The 18,159-nt window shown below is 69.9% G+C and carries 16 protein-coding genes, 1 tRNA gene and 1 other RNA gene; 15 read left to right on the top strand and 3 right to left on the bottom strand.

Going from position 1 to position 18,159, the window contains the following annotated elements:
• The first annotated feature begins 1,426 nt into the window (after positions 1-1,426).
• On the top strand, positions 1,427-1,621 hold the full coding sequence (locus ACFW6B_RS33750; RefSeq protein WP_386602209.1) for a hypothetical protein: 195 nt from the start codon (positions 1,427-1,429) through the stop codon (positions 1,619-1,621).
• A gap of 322 nt (positions 1,622-1,943) precedes the next feature.
• Here the strand turns inward: ACFW6B_RS33750 and ACFW6B_RS33745 are convergent, their stop codons facing one another.
• Positions 1,944-2,612, bottom strand: a complete 669-nt coding sequence (locus ACFW6B_RS33745) for an AAA family ATPase (RefSeq protein ID WP_386602213.1) — start codon at positions 2,610-2,612, stop codon at positions 1,944-1,946.
• Between the two features lie 5 nt (positions 2,613-2,617).
• A complete protein-coding gene (locus ACFW6B_RS33740) occupies positions 2,618-3,376 on the bottom strand; it encodes a GntR family transcriptional regulator (protein ID WP_386602207.1) in 759 nt (252 codons plus the stop codon).
• Between the two features lie 459 nt (positions 3,377-3,835).
• On the opposite strand from ACFW6B_RS33740, the gene ACFW6B_RS33735 reads away from it, so the two are divergent.
• The 11 genes from ACFW6B_RS33735 (at position 3,836) to ACFW6B_RS33685 (ending at position 13,183) form a co-directional block, all read left to right on the top strand.
• Positions 3,836-4,102 carry a DUF6284 family protein gene (locus ACFW6B_RS33735; RefSeq protein WP_386602205.1) on the top strand — a complete coding sequence of 89 codons (267 nt, stop codon included), beginning with the start codon at positions 3,836-3,838 and terminating at the stop codon, positions 4,100-4,102.
• A complete protein-coding gene (locus ACFW6B_RS33730) occupies positions 4,102-4,956 on the top strand; it encodes a protein spdB (protein ID WP_386602202.1) in 855 nt (284 codons plus the stop codon). Before ACFW6B_RS33735 ends, ACFW6B_RS33730 begins: the two co-directional genes overlap by 1 nt.
• Positions 4,956-5,270, top strand: a complete 315-nt coding sequence (locus ACFW6B_RS33725; RefSeq protein ID WP_386602200.1) for an RRQRL motif-containing zinc-binding protein — start codon at positions 4,956-4,958, stop codon at positions 5,268-5,270. Before ACFW6B_RS33730 ends, ACFW6B_RS33725 begins: the two co-directional genes overlap by 1 nt.
• 29 nt (positions 5,271-5,299) lie before the next feature.
• Positions 5,300-5,530 (top strand): hypothetical protein, encoded by a 231-nt coding sequence (locus tag ACFW6B_RS33720; RefSeq protein WP_386602198.1) that lies wholly within the window; start codon positions 5,300-5,302, stop codon positions 5,528-5,530.
• Between the two features lie 2 nt (positions 5,531-5,532).
• The gene (locus tag ACFW6B_RS33715) at positions 5,533-5,850 is read left to right on the top strand and encodes a hypothetical protein (RefSeq protein WP_386602195.1); all 318 of its coding nucleotides are present in this window, start codon (positions 5,533-5,535) and stop codon (positions 5,848-5,850) included.
• A gap of 72 nt (positions 5,851-5,922) precedes the next feature.
• Entirely contained in the window at positions 5,923-8,037 is a 2,115-nt protein-coding gene (locus ACFW6B_RS33710) for an ATP-binding protein (protein ID WP_386602193.1), read from the top strand.
• 204 nt (positions 8,038-8,241) lie between these two features.
• Complete coding sequence (locus tag ACFW6B_RS33705) at positions 8,242-8,718, top strand: hypothetical protein (protein WP_386602191.1); 477 nt, start codon at positions 8,242-8,244, stop codon at positions 8,716-8,718.
• Positions 8,719-8,804: 86 nt separating this feature from the next.
• Positions 8,805-9,671 carry a DNA primase gene (locus tag ACFW6B_RS33700; RefSeq protein WP_386602189.1) on the top strand — a complete coding sequence of 289 codons (867 nt, stop codon included), beginning with the start codon at positions 8,805-8,807 and terminating at the stop codon, positions 9,669-9,671.
• Positions 9,664-11,139: an ATP-binding protein gene (locus tag ACFW6B_RS33695; protein WP_386602185.1), complete on the top strand. Its 1,476-nt coding sequence runs from the start codon at positions 9,664-9,666 to the stop codon at positions 11,137-11,139. The genes ACFW6B_RS33700 and ACFW6B_RS33695 overlap by 8 nt, the downstream gene beginning before the upstream one ends.
• 471 nt (positions 11,140-11,610) lie before the next feature.
• Complete coding sequence (locus ACFW6B_RS33690) at positions 11,611-11,829, top strand: excisionase family DNA-binding protein (protein WP_386602183.1); 219 nt, start codon at positions 11,611-11,613, stop codon at positions 11,827-11,829.
• 76 nt (positions 11,830-11,905) lie between these two features.
• Positions 11,906-13,183 carry a tyrosine-type recombinase/integrase gene (locus ACFW6B_RS33685; protein WP_386602181.1) on the top strand — a complete coding sequence of 426 codons (1,278 nt, stop codon included), beginning with the start codon at positions 11,906-11,908 and terminating at the stop codon, positions 13,181-13,183.
• Positions 13,184-13,245: 62 nt separating this feature from the next.
• Here ACFW6B_RS33685 and ACFW6B_RS33680 read toward each other — a convergent pair.
• A tRNA-Ser gene (locus tag ACFW6B_RS33680) sits at positions 13,246-13,333 on the bottom strand.
• 72 nt (positions 13,334-13,405) lie between these two features.
• Here ACFW6B_RS33680 and ffs point away from each other — a divergent pair.
• The 3 genes from ffs to purD all read left to right on the top strand — a co-directional run bounded on the left by ffs (position 13,406) and on the right by purD (position 17,683).
• Positions 13,406-13,504: signal recognition particle sRNA small type (gene ffs / locus ACFW6B_RS33675), an RNA gene on the top strand.
• Positions 13,505-13,656: 152 nt separating this feature from the next.
• Positions 13,657-15,939 (top strand): DNA polymerase III subunit gamma and tau, encoded by a 2,283-nt coding sequence (locus ACFW6B_RS33670; protein WP_386602179.1) that lies wholly within the window; start codon positions 13,657-13,659, stop codon positions 15,937-15,939.
• Between the two features lie 490 nt (positions 15,940-16,429).
• On the top strand, positions 16,430-17,683 hold the full coding sequence (gene purD / locus ACFW6B_RS33665) for a phosphoribosylamine--glycine ligase (RefSeq protein WP_386602177.1): 1,254 nt from the start codon (positions 16,430-16,432) through the stop codon (positions 17,681-17,683).
• Positions 17,684-18,159 lie beyond the last annotated feature (476 nt).

Here is an 18,159-nt window from a genome sequence, read left to right as displayed (position 1 = left end):
TTTGTTGTTTTTCTGTTGGGCTGGTTTTTTTTTATATCATACCGCGTCTTCGGGCCCCACCTCGCGGTGGGGCCCTTCGACAACGTGCCCGGTGAGGCACTGGCGGAGGATACGAGATTCGAACTCGTGAGGGGTTGCCCCCAACACGCTTTCCAACTGTGCGGGTGGCAGTTCAGAGGCGTCCGCAGAGGTTCAAGCAGCAGCTCAGCCGGGCTGCGCGTACGAAGGTGAACAGCTGCGACCGCTAGTGCACTGGACAAGGACCAGGACAACAAGCGCCGCGGAGAGAACCGTCTCGCTACGGCGGCTCGATCTATCGCTCGCTGCCAGAATCGCCTCCGCTACCCCCTCCATCCCGACAGAGCCACACGGTCAACGGGACTATTGCCCCGACGACAACGGAAGACGTCTCAATCGGTGCGGCAAGCGCGGGCACGAAGAGAACGAGAAGAACGACCAGCAGACCGATTCCGCCAAGGCCAATCGCAACCAGTCCTCGCGAACGTACCCAGCGACGCGGTCGGCGTACCGCAGGAGGACTCTCGGGGCTTGAAGCTTCAGTACTAGTCGGTAGTGTCATTACTGACCTGCTCTCTCCAAGGACTAGGTCAGGGCGGCTCCCGTGCCAGCGGGGGCCGCCTTTTTGCGGCCACGTCGCCCCGTCGGTGGCAATAGTGACAGCGAGTGATCCAGCAGCCAATCCGCTTATCCACAACCCCTGTGGATAAGCGTCAATTAACTGTGCACAACTACCGATAATCTGTGCATGACCCGGTGGACAGCGCGGTGAATAAACCACAGCCGCATCCACAGAATGGCGCCTGACCTGCGACTTTCGCGTATACACATTGTGCAGAAGAAAAATATTTCTCACCGGGTCCAAAGTGCGCCTCGCGAGTACGGAGGGATGCATTCCGGCGCTTCGCTCGACATCTCGGGACGCTCACGTAAGGACCTTTGTGGCGCTTCGCCTGTAACACCTGTCGATTCGTTCCGTCCCGGAGTGCATCTCGCCTCGCGTCCAGATGGGCTGCCTCGCGAGTTCGATGCCACGACATCCGGGGCGTTTTGCCGGGGTCAGGGCGCTACAGCCTGGCGGCGGAACGACGTCTGTTCATGAGTGGGCTGCGCGGGTTTCTCCTGATCAGTCCGGCCCTCGGCGCCCTCCCCGCACATGCCACTCTCGGCCGCGCCCCTCAGGCGGACGCGCCCGAGTGGCGAATCCCCCCATGGAACCCCACATCTAGTGGTTGGATGGCGCCACTCGTCCAGAAGTTGTGGTCACCCGGGTCTCCAGAGTCGGTCCCACCACCTAGACTTCAGGGTGTTCGTCTGGCGCGTGGCTCCAGGGGGGCCGTGGAGGCAAGCCCGCCGATCCCGGCCCACCCCGGTTCTGCACGGCGGGCGAAAGAGAGAACAACAGAATATGAGCAATGCTGGCAACGGTGATGGCCGCGAGTCCGAACCCTCCGGGGACGGACTCGAACCGGATCCGAGCCGGGATGCGCTCCGCGACAAGCGGGGGCCGGCAGACATCGTGCTCGCGGTGTTTGCTCCGGTTGTCTCCGACTGGATCATCCAGGCGGGACACTGGCTGATGCACGTCATCAGCGGCCTCTAACGCACTCTGCCCCCAGGCGCGCCAACGCCAAGGGGGCAGGGGTCACGGGATGAGTCCCATGTGAGCGCGGCAGCCCCTTCCTCTTCACGGCGGTGGGGGCTGTTGCCATCTCTAGAACCTAGGTTATGGAGATGGCTCCACCGTAGCGCACTACGTAGTGCGCTACTACGCCGCGTCCGCCGCTATCTGCCGGGTAAGCGTCGTCGCGATCGCGAGGGGACGTGGCACGCTTCGCTGATCTCAAACGTCCAGTTCAGGCACCCTTCCGCAGTGTTGCGGTAGAGAGGGCAGGAGGTGGCGGATGTGCGCCTGTCCCTGAACTTCAGAGGCCAGATGCTTCCAGCGCTGCGATCACGACTGCCGGGTCGCCATCGAACATGACATGGGGTTCGTCTGCTGCGGGAGGAAAGAACCGGCGTCGGTACCGCTGTAGATCGCTCTCGGAGAAGTAGATCGCGTTGGGATCGTCTGCGTGAAACTCGTTGCGCTTGCTGATCCTCGCCCACAGTTCGTCGTGGCTGGCGGCGAGGTAGACGACGACGGGAGTAGCGCCGGCCTCGGTGGCGACAGCTCGCCACTTGGCCCGGTCTTCCGGGGTCCAGAAGCCGTGGTCAACGACCACGTCGTGTCCTGCCTTGAGCTGTTCCCGGAGTTCGCTCGCCACGTCTTCGAGGACCGGGCGTTCCAGGGTGGGGAAAGTACCTCGAGGGAAGTCGACCCCGTACACGCCATGGCGGCGGTACATCTCTTCGTCTGGGCACAACCGTACGAATCCGCGGTCGGTGAGAGCACGGGAAAGGGTGGTCTTGCCTGAGCCGGGCAGTCCGGCCATGAGGACGCAGAACGGAGAGTGCGGGGACATCGGTCTCGTCATCGGTCGGGAGGTGGCGGCCACCTCTGCTTCGGCTTCGAGCGTGATTGTGGCAGCACGGTAGGCCGTAAGCAGGGTTCCCGGTCGGTCTTCGCGTGCGCTCGCGAGCGCGCCTTCCATAACCGTCACGGGGCGACCTCCGATTCTGTGCGCCACGTTCGGCCGGGTCCCCCGAGGTCCACGCCGTACTCCACGATGTTGCCCTCGCTGTCGACGAACTTCGCTGTCATGACAACGACCGGTTCTGTTGGCGACCTGTCTTCGGAGAGTTCCAGGAGTCGCGCGTATTCGGGTGTCAGGAGGCGGGCCGAGGCGGTGTCGATGCGGTGGCTGATCGGGTGGCCGGTGGCCTGAGCGATGAGCTGGAGCGAAGTTCCCCCGGCCAGCCGTTCGCTTGAAGCTAGTTGAGGGATCAGCTTCCCGTACCGAGCGGGAATCCATGATGTGCTGTGAGCCACGATGCCGTGGCGGTCCCGGTACACGCGGCTGCGGCGTACGACTTCTGAGCCGGGCTCGATGTCCAAGGCTTGCGCAACCTCGGCTGGTGCGGGCACCACGGCCGCCGTATGCGAGTCGGACCGTTCGCCCGACCCCCAGCTAGACCCGGTACGACGCCCCCGGTCCTGGCGCTGGGACCCCGAGGACATCGGGGCCGGCCTGTCCAGGACTTCAGTGCCGATTCCATGGATGCCTCGAACGAGCCCTTCGTTTCGCAACTTACGCAGGGCTTTCTCGGCTGTGGCGGTGCTGACCTTCCACTCTTCCGCGAGGTTCTTGATGCTCGGCAAGAGCGTCCCTGGCTCTAGCTGACCAGACGTAATCAGCTCCGTGTAGTGGGCGGCAATCCTTGCGTACGGCGCCCGGTTGTCGGCCTGGCCTGCCATGTTGCTCGCTCCTTGTCGTTACTTCCCTGAGGTTCCCTAGCTTACCGCTTGACACCGCAGGGAACCCTAGGGAACCTTAGGCATGTGCTCGTCGGTCGGTACTTCCGGGCGGTGGGTGCCGGACCTCAATGCGCCCTGCTTCAGGGCCGTTCGAGGCCAAGGGGCCCGGGACAAAGCGGGCCGAGGGCGGACCCGACCCTTGTCACTCGGGACGGCTTTAGACCGAAAGGTCACGTCTCCATACGCCTGAAACGGGAGCTCGCGTTCCCGGAGGAGACATCCGCACGACTCAGTTAGCCGCTGCGCTCTGGCGCAACGGCCGGTTGCCTCCGCTGTTCGTCTCGCACGAGCGGCGTTGAGGGGAGCCGGATCTTCCGACTTCAACGGCGTGCGGCCCCGGGTGGCTAGACCCGGGGCCGCTGTTCGGGCCGTTCCACCTGCAAGGGAGAACACGACCCAATGAACCCCATCGTCACTGTTCAGGAAGCTGTTACCGCGTTCGCTGACTTCATGGAGCCGACGGATGCGGAGCTGGACGCGATCGAGCTGGAGATGCCCGTGATCCTCGCGGACGTCGGCCTGATCGACGCACAGATCACCGCCATGAACCACGTCCCCAACGAGGTCGACACCCGCCGGGTTCGCCGGGCGCTGGCCCGGGTGCTCGCGGAGCGGGCCAAGCTGACCAACCGCACCGCCGGCACGAGCCCGGCGGGGGTGGCGTGATGGCCCGCCCGACCGCGCTGCCCGCCGTCGCCGTGACGGCGGTCTCCTTGGTCCTGACCCTGGCCGTGGTCGTGATGTGGCTGGGCACGGCGATGCCGTGGCCCGTCGCTCTCGTGGTCGGCCTGGGCATCGACGGGGGATGGCTCGCCACCCTCGCCTACGAACGCCGCCTCGCAGCCCAAGGCGACCACTCCACCGCCGTGACGGCGGTGGGTTGGTCGTTCGGCTTGCTCGCCACCGGCGTCCTGGTCGCCCACGCCCTGACCGCTGAGGCGGACACGGGCGCGTGGTTGGCGGTGGCGTGGCTGCCGCTCGCGGCGAAGGCCCTGTGGCTGGTCCACGGGCTGTGGGAGCGGACCGCGCTCACCCCGGCCGCGCTGACCGCCATCTCCGGCATCCAGCAGGAAGCCCGCGACGAAGCCGCCGTGGCCCGCGCCCGACTGCGGGCTGAAGCGTCCACGGAGGAGACGCGGTTGACGGCCGTGACGCAGGCTGGCGCTCGCGTCGCTCGCGTCCAGGCAGACACCGCCAAACGGCTCTCCGACGCGTGGTCGACGTTGGAAGCGGCCCGGACCGGCGAGGACACAGGACGGGCCCTGACCAGCGTGACGCACCGCGTCACGCCCGACGTCGCACCCCGTTGGGAACTGCCTGTCTGGGGGCCGACCGAGACGGTTGCCGCGCTCGAATCGGGCCCGGCTCTCACGGACGCGGAACTTGACGCGGTGGTGGAGGAGATTCGCACCAGTCGCGTTCCGGCCCTGTCGTACCGGGAGATGGCGACCCGCTTCCGGGCGGGTGGCCACTCCGCCTCCGAGGTTCGCCTGCGGGCGGCGTGGAAGCGCGTGGCGTGATGGCCGCGCTACCGGTGTTCCGGTGGCATCTGGCCCCGGATGGCTACGCCACCCTTCGCCAACTCAGGGCGCGCGGCCTGCGCCCCGGCGGACAGCCGGTGGCCGCGCAACTCGAACGGCCGCGCCGTCGCCGCGGGCCGCTGGTCGCCTACCTCTACCGGGTGGACCTGGCCCGGCCGGTGCGGCCGATGACGGTCGCGAAGTGGGCGGCGTTGGCCAAGGCCAACGCCGCCCGCCGCACCTGCCCGTCCTGCGGGCGCGATGCGGGCTACGTCATTCCCGCCTCGCTCGGGACCTGTGTGCCCTGCGCCTGAACCCTTCTTCCACTCCTTGGAGTTGTGCTGTGACCAGCACCAACGCTGCCCCGGGCAGCATCGAATACGCCTGGCACGCGCACGTGACCGTGCCGGGCGAGGGCCGCGCGTTCGCCCACGGAACCGTCACGGTCCCGATCACCTGCTGCTCCGACCGCGTCACCCGCGAGGTAGCCGCGTGGCTGCGCTCGCAGGGTTCGACCGTCCAGCTCGCCGACATCCATCTCATCCTCGCCCCGAACGCCGGAAAGGCGGTCTGACCATGGGTAAGCCCGACACGCGTCGCCTTGACCGGGCGATCCGCGAGACGAACCGCATGCTCGAAGCCGTCCGCCGCGGCGAACTGTGGCCGCTCACCGGCTCGGAGCGGCGCCAGATGCTCGCCGCCGTGGCGGGCGGCTCGTACCGGGTCCTGCGGGGCAAGAGCACCGGCCACGCCGATAACCGGATCGAGACGGTGTCGACGTCGGCTGAGACGCGGCTGATCGCGGAAATCACCGCGTTGCAGATCGAGCGTCAGCGCGTCGTCACCGAGGCCGCCCGCGCCAAGGCCGCCAAGAAGTCCTCCGGCTGGTGGTGACCGCCCGCCCGCACTGCGCCTTCTCCCTTCCCTCTCACCCCGGACACGGGGCAGTCAGGAGCGCCACCAACCATGAGTGACAACGTCGTTCACCTGCACAAAGACAACCTCGCACCCGAGCCCGTCAACGTGACCACGTTGACCGTGGTCCCCGAACCGGCCCCCGCGCGGCCCGTCCCGCTGTGGGTCCGCTCCGGCCGCGCCATCCGCACCGCGGTCACGCACGAGACGACCAAGACGACCGCCCGCGCCGTTGCCCGGCACACCCTCTACGTCGCCGGCGGGGCCCGCATCGCGGCGAAGCGGACCTGGGACGGTCGGACCGCCTCCCGCTACGAGCGGATGTTCCGCGCCGCCGAAGCCGCAGGCAACCACGAGATGGCCACAGAGTGGGAGGAGCGCGGACAGCACTTCCGCGAGGCCCGCCACCGTCGCCGGATGGACCTGCTCCACTCGCCCGTGGACGCGGCCAAGGGCGTGGCCGTGAGCGCGGGCATGGGCGTGGGTTCGCTGGTCGCGCTCGGGGTCGTGATGGCGATCGCGACGAAGGACGTCACGCAGGTCGTCACGCCGTTGATGGCCACGATCGAGTTCATCAACCTGCTCATCACCATCGTTCAGGTCGTGTGGGGCCCCGCCCTCGCCATCGGTCCCTTCCTCGCCCTGCTGGCCTTATGGGGCGTCGGCCGGCACCAGCAGGCCGCACCCGCCTGGGCGCTCCCCGCGAACGTCCGATCGGGCGAGGGCGAGCCGATCACCCCGTCCATCGTCGTCAAGGCCCTGCGCGACCTCGGCGTGCCCGCCCTGCGTAACGCCATCAAGGACATGGGGGACGCCGGCGCGTCGATGCTCGGGCCGATCCGGATCGCCGGATGCGGCGTCGAGGTCGACGTCACCCTCCCGTCCGGGGTGTCCACGATCGAGGTGCAGAACCGGCGCCGCAAGCTCGCGGAGAACCTGACCCGCCACGAGCACGAGGTGTTCATCACCATCCCCCAGGCCGCCCGCACCGTCCGCCTCTGGGTGGCGGACTCTGGGGCGCTGGACGAGCCGATCGGCCCGTCGCCGCTGGTCACGGACGAGACCATGACCGCGGACTACGCCAAGGGCCGCGCCCCCTGGGGCGAGGACCTGCGCGGCGACGCGGCGGCCCTGAGTCTGTTCCAGCGGCACCTGTTGATTACGGGTCTGTCCAACCAGGGCAAAACGGCCGCGCTTCGGGCCCTCGCGCTGTGGCTGGCCCTGGATCGATCGGTGCAGTTCCTCATGGGCGACCTGAAGGGTGCCGGGGACTGGCGGATGTTCGACGGCGTGGCCACGACGCTGATCGAGGGCCCGACGGACGACCACGTGATCCAGGTGACCGAGATGGTTGAGGGCGCCGTGGACGAGATGAACCGGCGTCTCCAGGCCCCGCCCGGAACACAGTTCCCGGCGCTGATCGTGATCGTGGACGAAGCACAGGTCGCGTTCATGTGCCCGGCCAAGGACGAGGACAAGCGCCCCTACGGCGGCGCCAAGGCCAACTCCCGCTACTTCATGGCCGTCCGCAAAATCCACAACCAGGGCCGTGCGGTCAACGTCCTGATGTGGCAGGGCACCCAGGACCCGACCAACGAGAACCTGCCCAAGCTGGTCCGCGAGGGCGCCCACACCCGCGCCTCCCTCGCCCTGGGAACGGAGCAGCAGGCCCGCATGGCCCTGGGCGACAAGGCCGTCGACGGCGGGGCCGCGCCGAACCTGCTGCGCCCCGGGCTCGACAAGGGCACGGTCGTCGTCGCCTCCGACGGCATCGCGATTCCCGCCGGGCAGGCGTCCATCACGGTCCGAACGCACTACATCGACACCGACGAGGCGACCGTCATCGCCGACCGGGCCAAGGCCCTGCGCGACGGGGTCACCACCCTGACCGTGATCGAGCGGGGCGAGGAGCGGGACCCGCTCGCCGACATCGCCGCCGTCCTCGGCGACAAGCCGCGCCTGAAGACACAGGACGTCCTCAAGCGGCTCGCCGCGCTGAACGAGGACGCCTACGGCGCCTGGACGTTCCTGGACCTCAAGCGCGTCCTGGAGGACGCCGGCGCGGAGCCCTACAAGTCCGATGGCCGCATGGTCGTCGCCGCTGAACGCGTCGCCCGAGCCCTCGCCAACCGCGAGACGGACGGTTCCGCTTCCGCCGACGGATGACAGGGAGCCGACCCCGCCCGGGTCAGGGAGGCAGGGAGAACTCCCTGCCTCCCTCCCTGACCCGCCTCCCTGGCTCTGAGCTGCACGAATGATCGCGCAGGGAGTCAGGGAGGCACCCCAGGTCAGACCCCCAAAACCCCCGTTTCAGCACCCCCGCAAGGGGGTGCCCTCGCCTCCCTGAACCATGACCTCAAGGGATTCCGCATGTACCCCGAACAGTCCGCCTACCTGCCCGCCCAGAGGGCCGTGACCGTCCACCAACCGCAGCCCCTCAGCCCCTACGACCCGGGCCTGTCGGTGGCGCTGGACCCGTACGGCGAGCGGCAGAGCGTGGTGTGGGTGCCCGATGCCTACGGCCGCATGGTCCCCATGCCCAAGCACCTCGCCCCCGCCCCGACCCTCGCCCCCGAGCCGCGCGACCTGACACCGCTGCCACTCCTGGACCCCGTCGCCCAACGCTTCCTCGGCGCCGGACTCGGGGGCGGCGCCCTCGCCGCCGGCATCGGCTATGGCGTGGGCGAGATCGTCAGCGCCGCGGCCGGAATCAGCGGCGGGGCGCTCGTGTGGCTCGCGGTCATCGTTCTCGCCCTGCGCGCACCCGCCCGCGCCATCACCAGCGGCACGGGCAGCACGGTCAACATCCGCAAAGCCGTCATCAAGCGCAGCCACTTCCACGGCTAGCTACGCCAAGGGCGACCCCCACTCCGCCAAGAACCGGGGTCGCCCTTGCCTGCCAGCCACTCATCAAGGAACTGGAGACATCCAGCATGACGCAACAGACCGACAGTCGGGGAGAGCTGCGTGCCGCTCTGTCCCTGGCATCCTCCGGCACGCCGGTGCTGCCGTTACGAGCGGGGAAGGTGCCGTTCGGGAACTGCCCGGCCTGCGCCAAGAACATCTGTGGGGGCCGACCGAACATGAAAGTTCCCGGCTCCTGCGCCTGCCCGCGTCCGTGCCACGGGTGGGCCGCGGCCAGTACCGACCCCGGCGTCGTCGACTCCCCGGGGTGGGCGCGCGCCTGGCGGGAGGCGGCGGCGGTGGCCTACTACCCGGGCGGCGTGGGTCTGACCGTGGTGGACCTCGACAACACGGACGCCATCGCGTGGGCCCGGGCGAGCCTGCCCGCCACCCGGACCGTGCCGACGACCCGCGGTGAGCACTGGATCTACCGGGGCACCATGCACGGCGCCAACGCGGTCCGGCCCGGCGTCGACATCAAGTCACTTATGGCGTACGCCCGTTGGCTCGGACCCGGCACCGGCGTCGTGGCCGCTCTCCCGGACGCTGTGCGCGCCTTGGCAGTAAAGGAGCCGTCCACGGCTCGCAGGGCGCCACAGGCGCTCTCAGTGCCCTTGGGGAACCACGAGGGGAGGTGCCCGCACCGCACCCCCACCTATCTGGACCGTGGAATCGCCATGGCGGAGCAGCGGATCACCGGTGCCCGGGAGGCGGTGCACGCGACCGTCTACCGAACGTTCCTCGCGGTGCTGTCCACGCACGGCCGGTGCGGCTGCCTCACCGATGCCCACACCGCGCGACTGTTCACCGCCGCACAGGCCAAGGGCGAATCGGCCCGGCACTGCACGGACGCGTGGACCAACGCCCTGACCACGTTGGGAATGACCCATGACTGAGGACGACAAGACACCCGCCCGCGAAGTCATCGCGGACTACGCGCAAGAACACTTCCGGTACTTCCGCACCGCCGACGGGACCGTGTACGCGCAGAAGAACGGCCACCCGGTCGCCCGTCCAATCCGCTCGCAGGGCACCACGGGCAGCCACCGGCAGGAACTCATGGTCGGTCTCTACCGGGACGGCCGCGGCGCGTTCAACGGGTCCGCAATCAAAGAGGCGCTGGACCTGATCGAAGCACTCGCACTGACCGAGAACGTCCAGCCCGTGCACATCCGCGTCGCCCCCGGGTTCGACGGGGCGACGTGGCTGGACCTGGGACGCGATGACGGCAAGTCCGTCCGCATCCACTCCACCGGGTGGGACATCCTCACCCCTGACCCGCGGGAAGTCTGCTGGCGACGCACCCAGCTCACCGGGGAACTGCCCCTGCCGGCCAAGGAAACCGACGGCAAAGGCATCGACCTGCTGATGCGGCTGTGCAACTTCGCCAACGCGGAGACCGAGTGCCTGGCCATCGTGTGGCTGATCGGCTGCCTCGGGCCGTCCGTGCCAGTGCCCGCGCCGTTCCTCACCGGCCCGCAGGGCGCGGGCAAGTCCACCGGCGGACGGATGCTCACCCGGATCATCGAGGGCATGAGCGGTGACCTGCGCCGGGCGCCGAAGGATGAGGAAAGCCTGATCGCGGCCGTGGCGGCGGGATGGGTCACCGCGCTGGACAACCTCTCCCACGTGACCCCGGACCTGTCCGACGCGATGTGCTGCATCGTGACCGGGGCCGAGAGCGTCAAGCGGGCCCTGTTCACCGATGGAGATGTCTTCCGCGTCGGCTACCGCCGGCCCCTGCTCCTCACCGGCATCGACGTCGGAGTCATCCGCCCCGACCTCGCCGACCGGCTCCTACCGCTGCGATTGGAGCGGCCCAAAGTCCGGCGCACCGAGGCCGAACTGTGGGCCGACTACGCGGAAGTGCTGCCCGTGGTCCTCGGCTCGCTCCTGGACCTCACGGTCAAGGTCCGGGCCGTGGAGGCAGAGACTCCCACCGATCTGCGGATGGCGGACTTCGCCCACCTGTGCTCGCAGTTCGACGCCGCGACCGGTCTCGGGGCTTTGCCCGCGTACCGGGCGAGTCTGGACGACCTGAACGACGACGTGATCGAGGGTGACCTCCTCGCGCAGACCGTTCTCCTGCACGCCGAAACCATCGAACCGGGCACGGCGCAGCGGATGACGTCGACCGAGTGGCTTGCCTGCCTCAGCAGCCTCTACAGCGGCGAGGGTTGCCGTCCGCTGCCCAAGGGGTGGCCGACCACCGGCAAAGTCCTCTCGGACCGCCTCAAGCGACTACAGCCCACCCTGGCGGCCCGCCGCGTGGTCGTGGACGCGGGCCGTACGAAGGCCGGCCGTTACCTCGAAATGATCCGCACGCTCCCCCCGGCCCCGCGCGAGCAGACCCGGGCGTTCTGACCGCGACCGCGCGCGCTCATGCGAACTGCAAGAGGAGCACCGGCCGCGGCGATGCGTGCTCCTCTTGCTGTTCGGCGGGACGCCGCCCGAAGGTCGCGCCGCGCAGCGGCTCCTTCTTCGCTCTGTAAGGCGCACCCAACTACTACAGGCAGCCCCTTCTTTGTCCTAAGTAGGAAGACGCTGCGTCACCCGCGTCACCTCGCCCGGCAAACGGCCGCTGAACTGCGACAACAGCGGTGACGCAGACGGCTTTCTATGCGTCATCGTGCGTCACCTGCGTCACCCGGTGACGCAACCGATGACGCGGCGGTGACGCAGGCTCGATCCGCCGTGTCACCCAAAATCGCAGGTCAGAGCACCAAATGACGCTGATGGCGCGGGTGACGCAGAAATCCGAACCTCGGACAGACGCGGGCTCCAAGAAGATCCCGCGATACAAGCCGCAGCCCACCTCGAAGGAGTGCCCCACCCATGGACACGCCTCAGCTTCGTGGGGTCGATGACCCCACGTTGGTGTTACTGACCGTCGAAGAGGCCGCACGACGCCTCCGCATCGGCCGGACCACCTGCTACCGACTCATTCGCAACGGCGAGCTGGAATCCGTCCCGGTAGGCAGCTTGCGCCGGATTCCTGCCGAGGCTCCCGGCGAGTACGTGGCTCGCCTTCGAGCCCAGCGACGAGCTGCCTGACCCCCTCTCTTCGGAGCGCCACCCGATGCCGGGTGGCGCTCCGACCTGTATCTATGCACCTCGAAGGAGCCCGCTCGTGGCAGAGGACAGGAAGCGCACGCGCCGCGCCAACGGCGAATCGGCCATCTACTTCGGCAAGGACGATCGTTGGCACGCTCGCGTGCCCATGGGCTACAAGGAGGATGGGTCGCCCTACCGGCGGCATCTGACCCGGCCGACGCGCAAGGAACTCGTGGACGAGGTCCGGCGGCTTGAGAAGCAGCGCGACGAGGGTTCGGCGCGTCAGCCCGGCAAGCCGTGGACGGTAGAGAAGTGGCTCTTGCACTGGGTCGAGAACATCGCCAAGCCCGTCATCAGTGAGAACACGTACGACGGCTACGAGGTGGCAGTTCGTGTGCACCTGGTGCCGGGGCTCGGCAAGCACCGCATCGACCGCCTGGAGCCGGAACACCTGGAAAGCCTGTATCGCCGGATGCAGCAGAGCGGGAGCAAGGCCGGCACGGCGCACCAGGCGCACCGCACCATCCGAACCGCCCTCGGAGAGGCGACACGGCGCGGTCACGTGGCGAAGAACGCCGCTGCGTTGGCGAAGCCACCACGGATGGAAGACGCGGAAGACGAGGTGGAGCCCTACTCGCTGGAAGAAGTGCAGAGGCTGTTGCTCGAAGTGAACAAGCGCCGTAACAGTGCACGGTGGATGCTGGCACTCGCGCTCGGTCTACGGCAGGGCGAAACGCTGGGACTGCGCTGGTCTGACGTCGACCTGGACAACGAGTACCTGAAGCTTCGCCGGAACCGTCTGCGCCCCCGGTACGAGCACGGATGCTCGGATGCCTCCCCCTGCGGTCGGAAGCCGGGGTACTGCCCGGACCGGGTGCAGGTCCGCCGGGAGACCAAGAACACCAAATCCCGAGCAGGGCGCCGTGCCGTACCGCTGCCCGGCCCGCTGGTCGCCATGCTCCGCTTGCATGCCGAGGCCCAAGCACGAGAGCGGAAGGCTGCCGGTGATCTATGGACCGAGTCGGAGTACGTGTTCACCAGGGCGTTAGGCGGCCCGCTGAGCCCGAACACGGACTATCACGACTGGAAGCGGCTCCTGGCGGACGCGCGGGTGCGGGACGGCCGGCTGCACGATGCCCGGCACACTGCGGCCACCGTGCTCATGCTGCTCGGGGTCCCGGCCCGGGTGATCGACCAGATCATGGGCTGGGAACCGGGTACGTCCGCCCGCATGCGGGCGCGGTACCTCCACGTGCCGGACGCGATGCTGAAGGACGTCGCCAAGAAGATTGCCGACGCCATCTGGGGACCCTCGGCCCCCTCTGTGGACAAAAACCAGGACAACGAGGGCTGAGGAACGTCGAAGGGCCCCGCTGCAAGCAGCGGGGCCCTTCGACATCGTGCCCGGTGAGGCACTGGCGGAGGATACGAGATTCGAACTCGTGAGGGGTTGCCCCCAACACGCTTTCCAAGCGTGCGCCCTAGGCCTCTAGGCGAATCCTCCGCGGCAAACAATACAAGACTCTGAGGAGTGCTCGCGAACTCGATTCCTTCCCCGCGGATCCTGTACTCTTTGCGGAGCCCCTCACGTGGCGCTATCTGACTGAACTCCCCCAGGGCCGGAAGGCAGCAAGGGTAGGTCGGCTCTGGCGGGTGCGTGGGGGGCGCTTGCGTTTCCGGGGGGCCGTCCGCGCCGCACGGCCGTCGGACCGGAGGCGGTGTTCGCCGGGGACCGGATGCCACCGGGGACCCGATGCCACCCGAGGCGGGCCGGGGATGCGCTCGGGGCGGTCCTTGATGTCAGTGGGCGCCTATAACCTCGTAGACGTGTCGTCTCTCGCGCTGTACCGCCGCTATCGCCCGGAGTCGTTCGCCGAGGTCATCGGGCAGGAGCATGTCACCGACCCGTTGTCGCAGGCGCTGCGGAACAACCGGGTCAATCACGCGTACCTGTTCAGCGGTCCGCGCGGCTGCGGCAAGACCACGAGCGCGCGCATCCTGGCCCGCTGCCTGAACTGCGAGCAGGGGCCCACGCCGACGCCGTGCGGCCAGTGCCAGTCCTGTGTGGACCTCGCCCGCAGCGGCCGGGGGTCCATCGACGTCATCGAGATCGACGCCGCTTCGCACGGTGGTGTGGACGACGCCCGTGACCTGCGGGAAAAGGCCTTCTTCGGGCCCGCGAGCAGTCGTTACAAGATCTACATCATCGACGAGGCCCACATGGTCACGTCGGCCGGTTTCAACGCGCTCCTGAAGGTCGTCGAGGAGCCCCCGGAGCACCTCAAGTTCATCTTCGCCACGACCGAGCCCGAGAAGGTCATCGGGACGATCCGGTCGCGGACCCACCACTACCCCTTCCGGCTGGTGCCGCCCGGCACCCTGCGCGAGTACCTGGGCGAGGTCTGCACGCAGGAGGGGATCCCCGTCGCGGAAGGCGTGCTGCCCCTCGTCGTACGGGCGGGCGCGGGGTCCGTGCGTGACTCCATGTCCGTGATGGACCAGCTCCTGGCGGGCGCCGCCGACGACGGTGTGACGTACGCCATGGCGACCTCGCTGCTCGGGTACACGGACGGCTCGCTGCTGGACGCCGTCGTCGAGGCGTTCGCGGCGGGGGACGGCGCCGCCGCCTTCGAGGTCGTGGACACCGTCATCGAGGGCGGCAACGACCCGCGGCGCTTCGTCGCCGACCTGCTGGAGCGGCTGCGGGACCTGGTGATCCTGGCGGCCGTCCCGGACGCGGTGGAGAAGGGGCTCATCGACGCCCCGGCCGACGTGGTGGAGCGCATGCAGGCGCAGGCCGGGGTCTTCGGCGCCGCCGAGCTGAGCCGTGCCGCCGACCTCGTCAACGAGGGGCTGACGGAGATGCGCGGGGCCACCTCGCCGCGCCTCCAGCTCGAACTCATCTGTGCCCGCGTCCTGCTGCCCGCCGCGTACGGGGACGAGCGGTCCGTCATGGCCCGCCTCGACCGCATCGAGCGCGGCGTGAACTTCTCCGGCGGCGGGGCCGCCCCCGCCATGGGGTACGTGCCCGGGCCCGAGGCGCACGGCGCGGTGCCGGCTCCGCAGGCCGGGCCGGGGGTGCCCCCGGTTCCCGCGGGCGGAGGCCTCGCGGCGGCCCGTGCCGCGGCCCGGGGCCCGGGGCAGGCGGGCGCCGGGGTCGCTCCCGCCGCTCCCGCTGTGCCCGCCGCGTCCTTCGCCGCGCCGGCTCCGGCGCAGGCGCCCTCACCGGCCCCCGTGGCGCCCGAGCGGCCCGCGGCACCGGCCGGAGCCCCCGCGGCCGCCGCGCCGGGTGCCTGGCCCACCGCCACGGCGGCGGGCAGCGGCCGACGCCCCGGCGGCTGGCCCACGGCCGCGCCCGCGGGCGGTGGCCGCCCTCCGGCGCCCTCCGCACCGGCTCCCGCCGCCCCCGCGGCCCAGGCCGCCGCTCCGGGCGCGCCGCAGCAGGCCCCCGCTCCGGCCGCGGGCGGGCCCGACCCCCGCGTGCTGTGGCCGAACATCCTGGAGGCGGTGAAGAACCGCCGCCGGTTCACCTGGATCCTGCTCAGCCAGAACGCCCAGGCCACGGCCTTCGACGGGACGACGCTGCAGATCGGCTTCGTGAACGCCGGGGCGCGGGACAACTTCGCGAGCAGCGGCAGCGAGGACGTGCTGCGGCAGGTGCTCGCGGAGCAGTTCAACGTGCAGTGGAAGATCGAGGCGATCGTGGACGCCTCGGGCGGCTCGGCACCGCCGCCGGCCCCGATGGGGGGCGGATTCGGCGGTGGCGGCGGCTACGGCGGTGGCGGAGCCGGTGGGTACGGCGGTGGCGGGGCCGGGGGTTACGGCGGCGCTCCCGCGGCCGGCCGGCCTCCCGCGCCCCAGCAGCCGTCCGCTCCGGCCTCCGGGCCCGCGGCGCCGCAGTCCGGCCCGCCCGCGGGCCGTCCCCAGGCCGCGGGCATGTCCGCGTCCGCCCCCGCTCCGGCCCCCGCGTACGAGCCGCCGCCGGTCGCCCCGGAGGACGACATCCCGGAGGACGACGACCCCGACCTGGACGAGTCCGCCCTCTCCGGCCACGAACTGATCGTCCGCGAGCTCGGCGCGACGGTGGTCGAGGAGTTCACGAACGAGTGACCCCGGGGGTCCGCCGCCCCCGACCACCCCGAGGCGGCCGCCGCCCCGGACACCGCCGAGCCGAGCCCGACACCGGCCACCTCGGCCGGTGCGCCGCCCGCCAGGCTTCGGACACCCGTCCCGGACGCACGCACCAGGTTCCGGCCACCGACGAGCCGACCACGTGCCGCGCACCGACCACCGTGCCGCGCACCGGACGCGGCTGCCGGTCCTCGGACGTCCCCGCCAAGCCCCGGAGCAGGCCCGCCAGGCTCCGGACGCCCGTGCCCGGTGTGCCCGGCGTCCGACACGGCCACCGGACCGTGACGAGGTCGCGGACACGTCCGCCGGCCCTTCGGCACCGTGCTCGCTCGACGTGCCCGCCGGTGTGCGGGACCGCGTCGGCCGGCACACCGGGAAACGGTTTCCTGGAGGATCGCACCAGCGTCGTGGGGCCGTCGTCTCGGAAGCCCCTACAAGGGCACCCCCGGGCGACGGTTAGGCTGGGTCCGTGAAGGTCCTTGTCATCGGTGGTGGCGCCCGCGAACACGCCCTGTGCCGCTCTCTGTCCCTCGACCCCGACGTCACCGCCCTGCACTGCGCTCCCGGGAACGCCGGGATCGCGGAGGTGGCGGAACTGCACGCGGTCGACGCCCTCGACGGCGCCGCCGTGGCCGCGCTGGCCACGGAGCTCGGCGCCGAACTGGTGGTCGTGGGCCCGGAGGCCCCGCTCGTCGCCGGTGTCGCCGACGCCGTGCGCGCCGCGGGCATCCCGTGCTTCGGCCCCTCGCGGGAGGCCGCGCAGCTGGAGGGCTCCAAGGCGTTCGCGAAGGACGTGATGGCGGGTGCCGGCGTCCCCACGGCACGCTCGTACGTCTGCGCGACGCCGGAGGAGATCGAGGAGGCGCTCGACGCGTTCGGAGCGCCGTACGTCGTCAAGGACGACGGACTGGCGGCCGGCAAGGGCGTCGTCGTGACCGACGACCTGGAGACGGCGCGGGCGCACGCCCTCGCCTGCGACCGCGTCGTCATCGAGGAGTTCCTCGACGGCCCCGAGGTCTCCCTCTTCGCGATCACCGACGGCACGACCGTCGTCCCGCTCCAGCCCGCCCAGGACTTCAAGCGCGCGCTGGACGGCGACGAGGGCCCCAACACCGGCGGCATGGGCGCGTACTCACCGCTGCCCTGGGCGGACCCGAAGCTCGTCGAGGAGGTCATGGAGACCGTCCTCCAGCCGACCGTCGACGAACTGCGCCGCCGCGGCAGCCTGTTCTCCGGCCTCCTGTACGCCGGTCTGGCGATCACCAGCCGCGGCGTGCGGGTCATCGAGTTCAACGCGCGCTTCGGCGACCCCGAGACCCAGGTGGTCCTCGCCCGCCTGAAGACCCCGCTCGCCGGTGTCCTGCTGGCGTCCGCCAACGGCACCCTCGCCGATCTGGAGCCCCTGCGCTGGAGCGACGAGGCCGCGGTCACCGTCGTCGTGGCCTCGCACAACTACCCGGACACCCCGCGCACCGGTGACCCGATCACCGGGCTCGACGAGGTGGCGGCCGAGGACGCCCCGCACGCGTACGTCCTGCACGCCGGCACTCGTCACGAGGGCGGCGCGGTCGTGAGCGCGGGCGGCCGCGTGCTGTCCGTCACAGCGATCGGATCCGGCCTCACCGAGGCCCGGGAGCGCGCCTACACGGCCGTCGCCCGCATCGGTCTGGAGGGCTCGCAGCACCGCACGGACATCGCCGCGAAGGCGGCGGCCGAGGCCTAGGTCCTGTCGTCAAATTCCCGCCTGCCTCGCGACGCCTGGCACTCCCCCTAGCTCTTCGAGCAGGGGGACCCCCACTCGCCGCACCGGGCGAAAGCCCCAGTACGTCCAGTACGAGGACTTCCGCCCGGCACTCCCCCGAGCTCTTCGAGCAGGGGGTACCCCCAGAGCACGCACCAGACGCCGCGAGGCCGCCCTTCGGGCGACGACGGGAATTTGACGACAGGACCTGGCCCGAATCTCCCATACCAGCACCGAGCCCCGGACTCCGAGAGGAATCCGGGGCTTTGTCGTGGTGGGCCCAGGGCTTCCACCTGCGGATTTCTGTACGGAATCGGAAGACCGGCCGGGTCCCGCCGTCATCCACCTTTCCCCAGAGCCATTCCATCGGGTGACCGATGCCCTATCCGGCTGACGAGGGCCGGGGCCCCAACTAGGGTGCGGCGAAGGCATTCCGGCACTTGGCCCACCTGCGTTGC

This window comes from Streptomyces sp. NPDC058751 (assembly GCF_042746485.1).
Taxonomy (GTDB): Bacteria; Actinomycetota; Actinomycetes; order Streptomycetales; family Streptomycetaceae; genus Streptomyces.
This window is presented reverse-complemented; position numbering and strand designations above follow the sequence as displayed.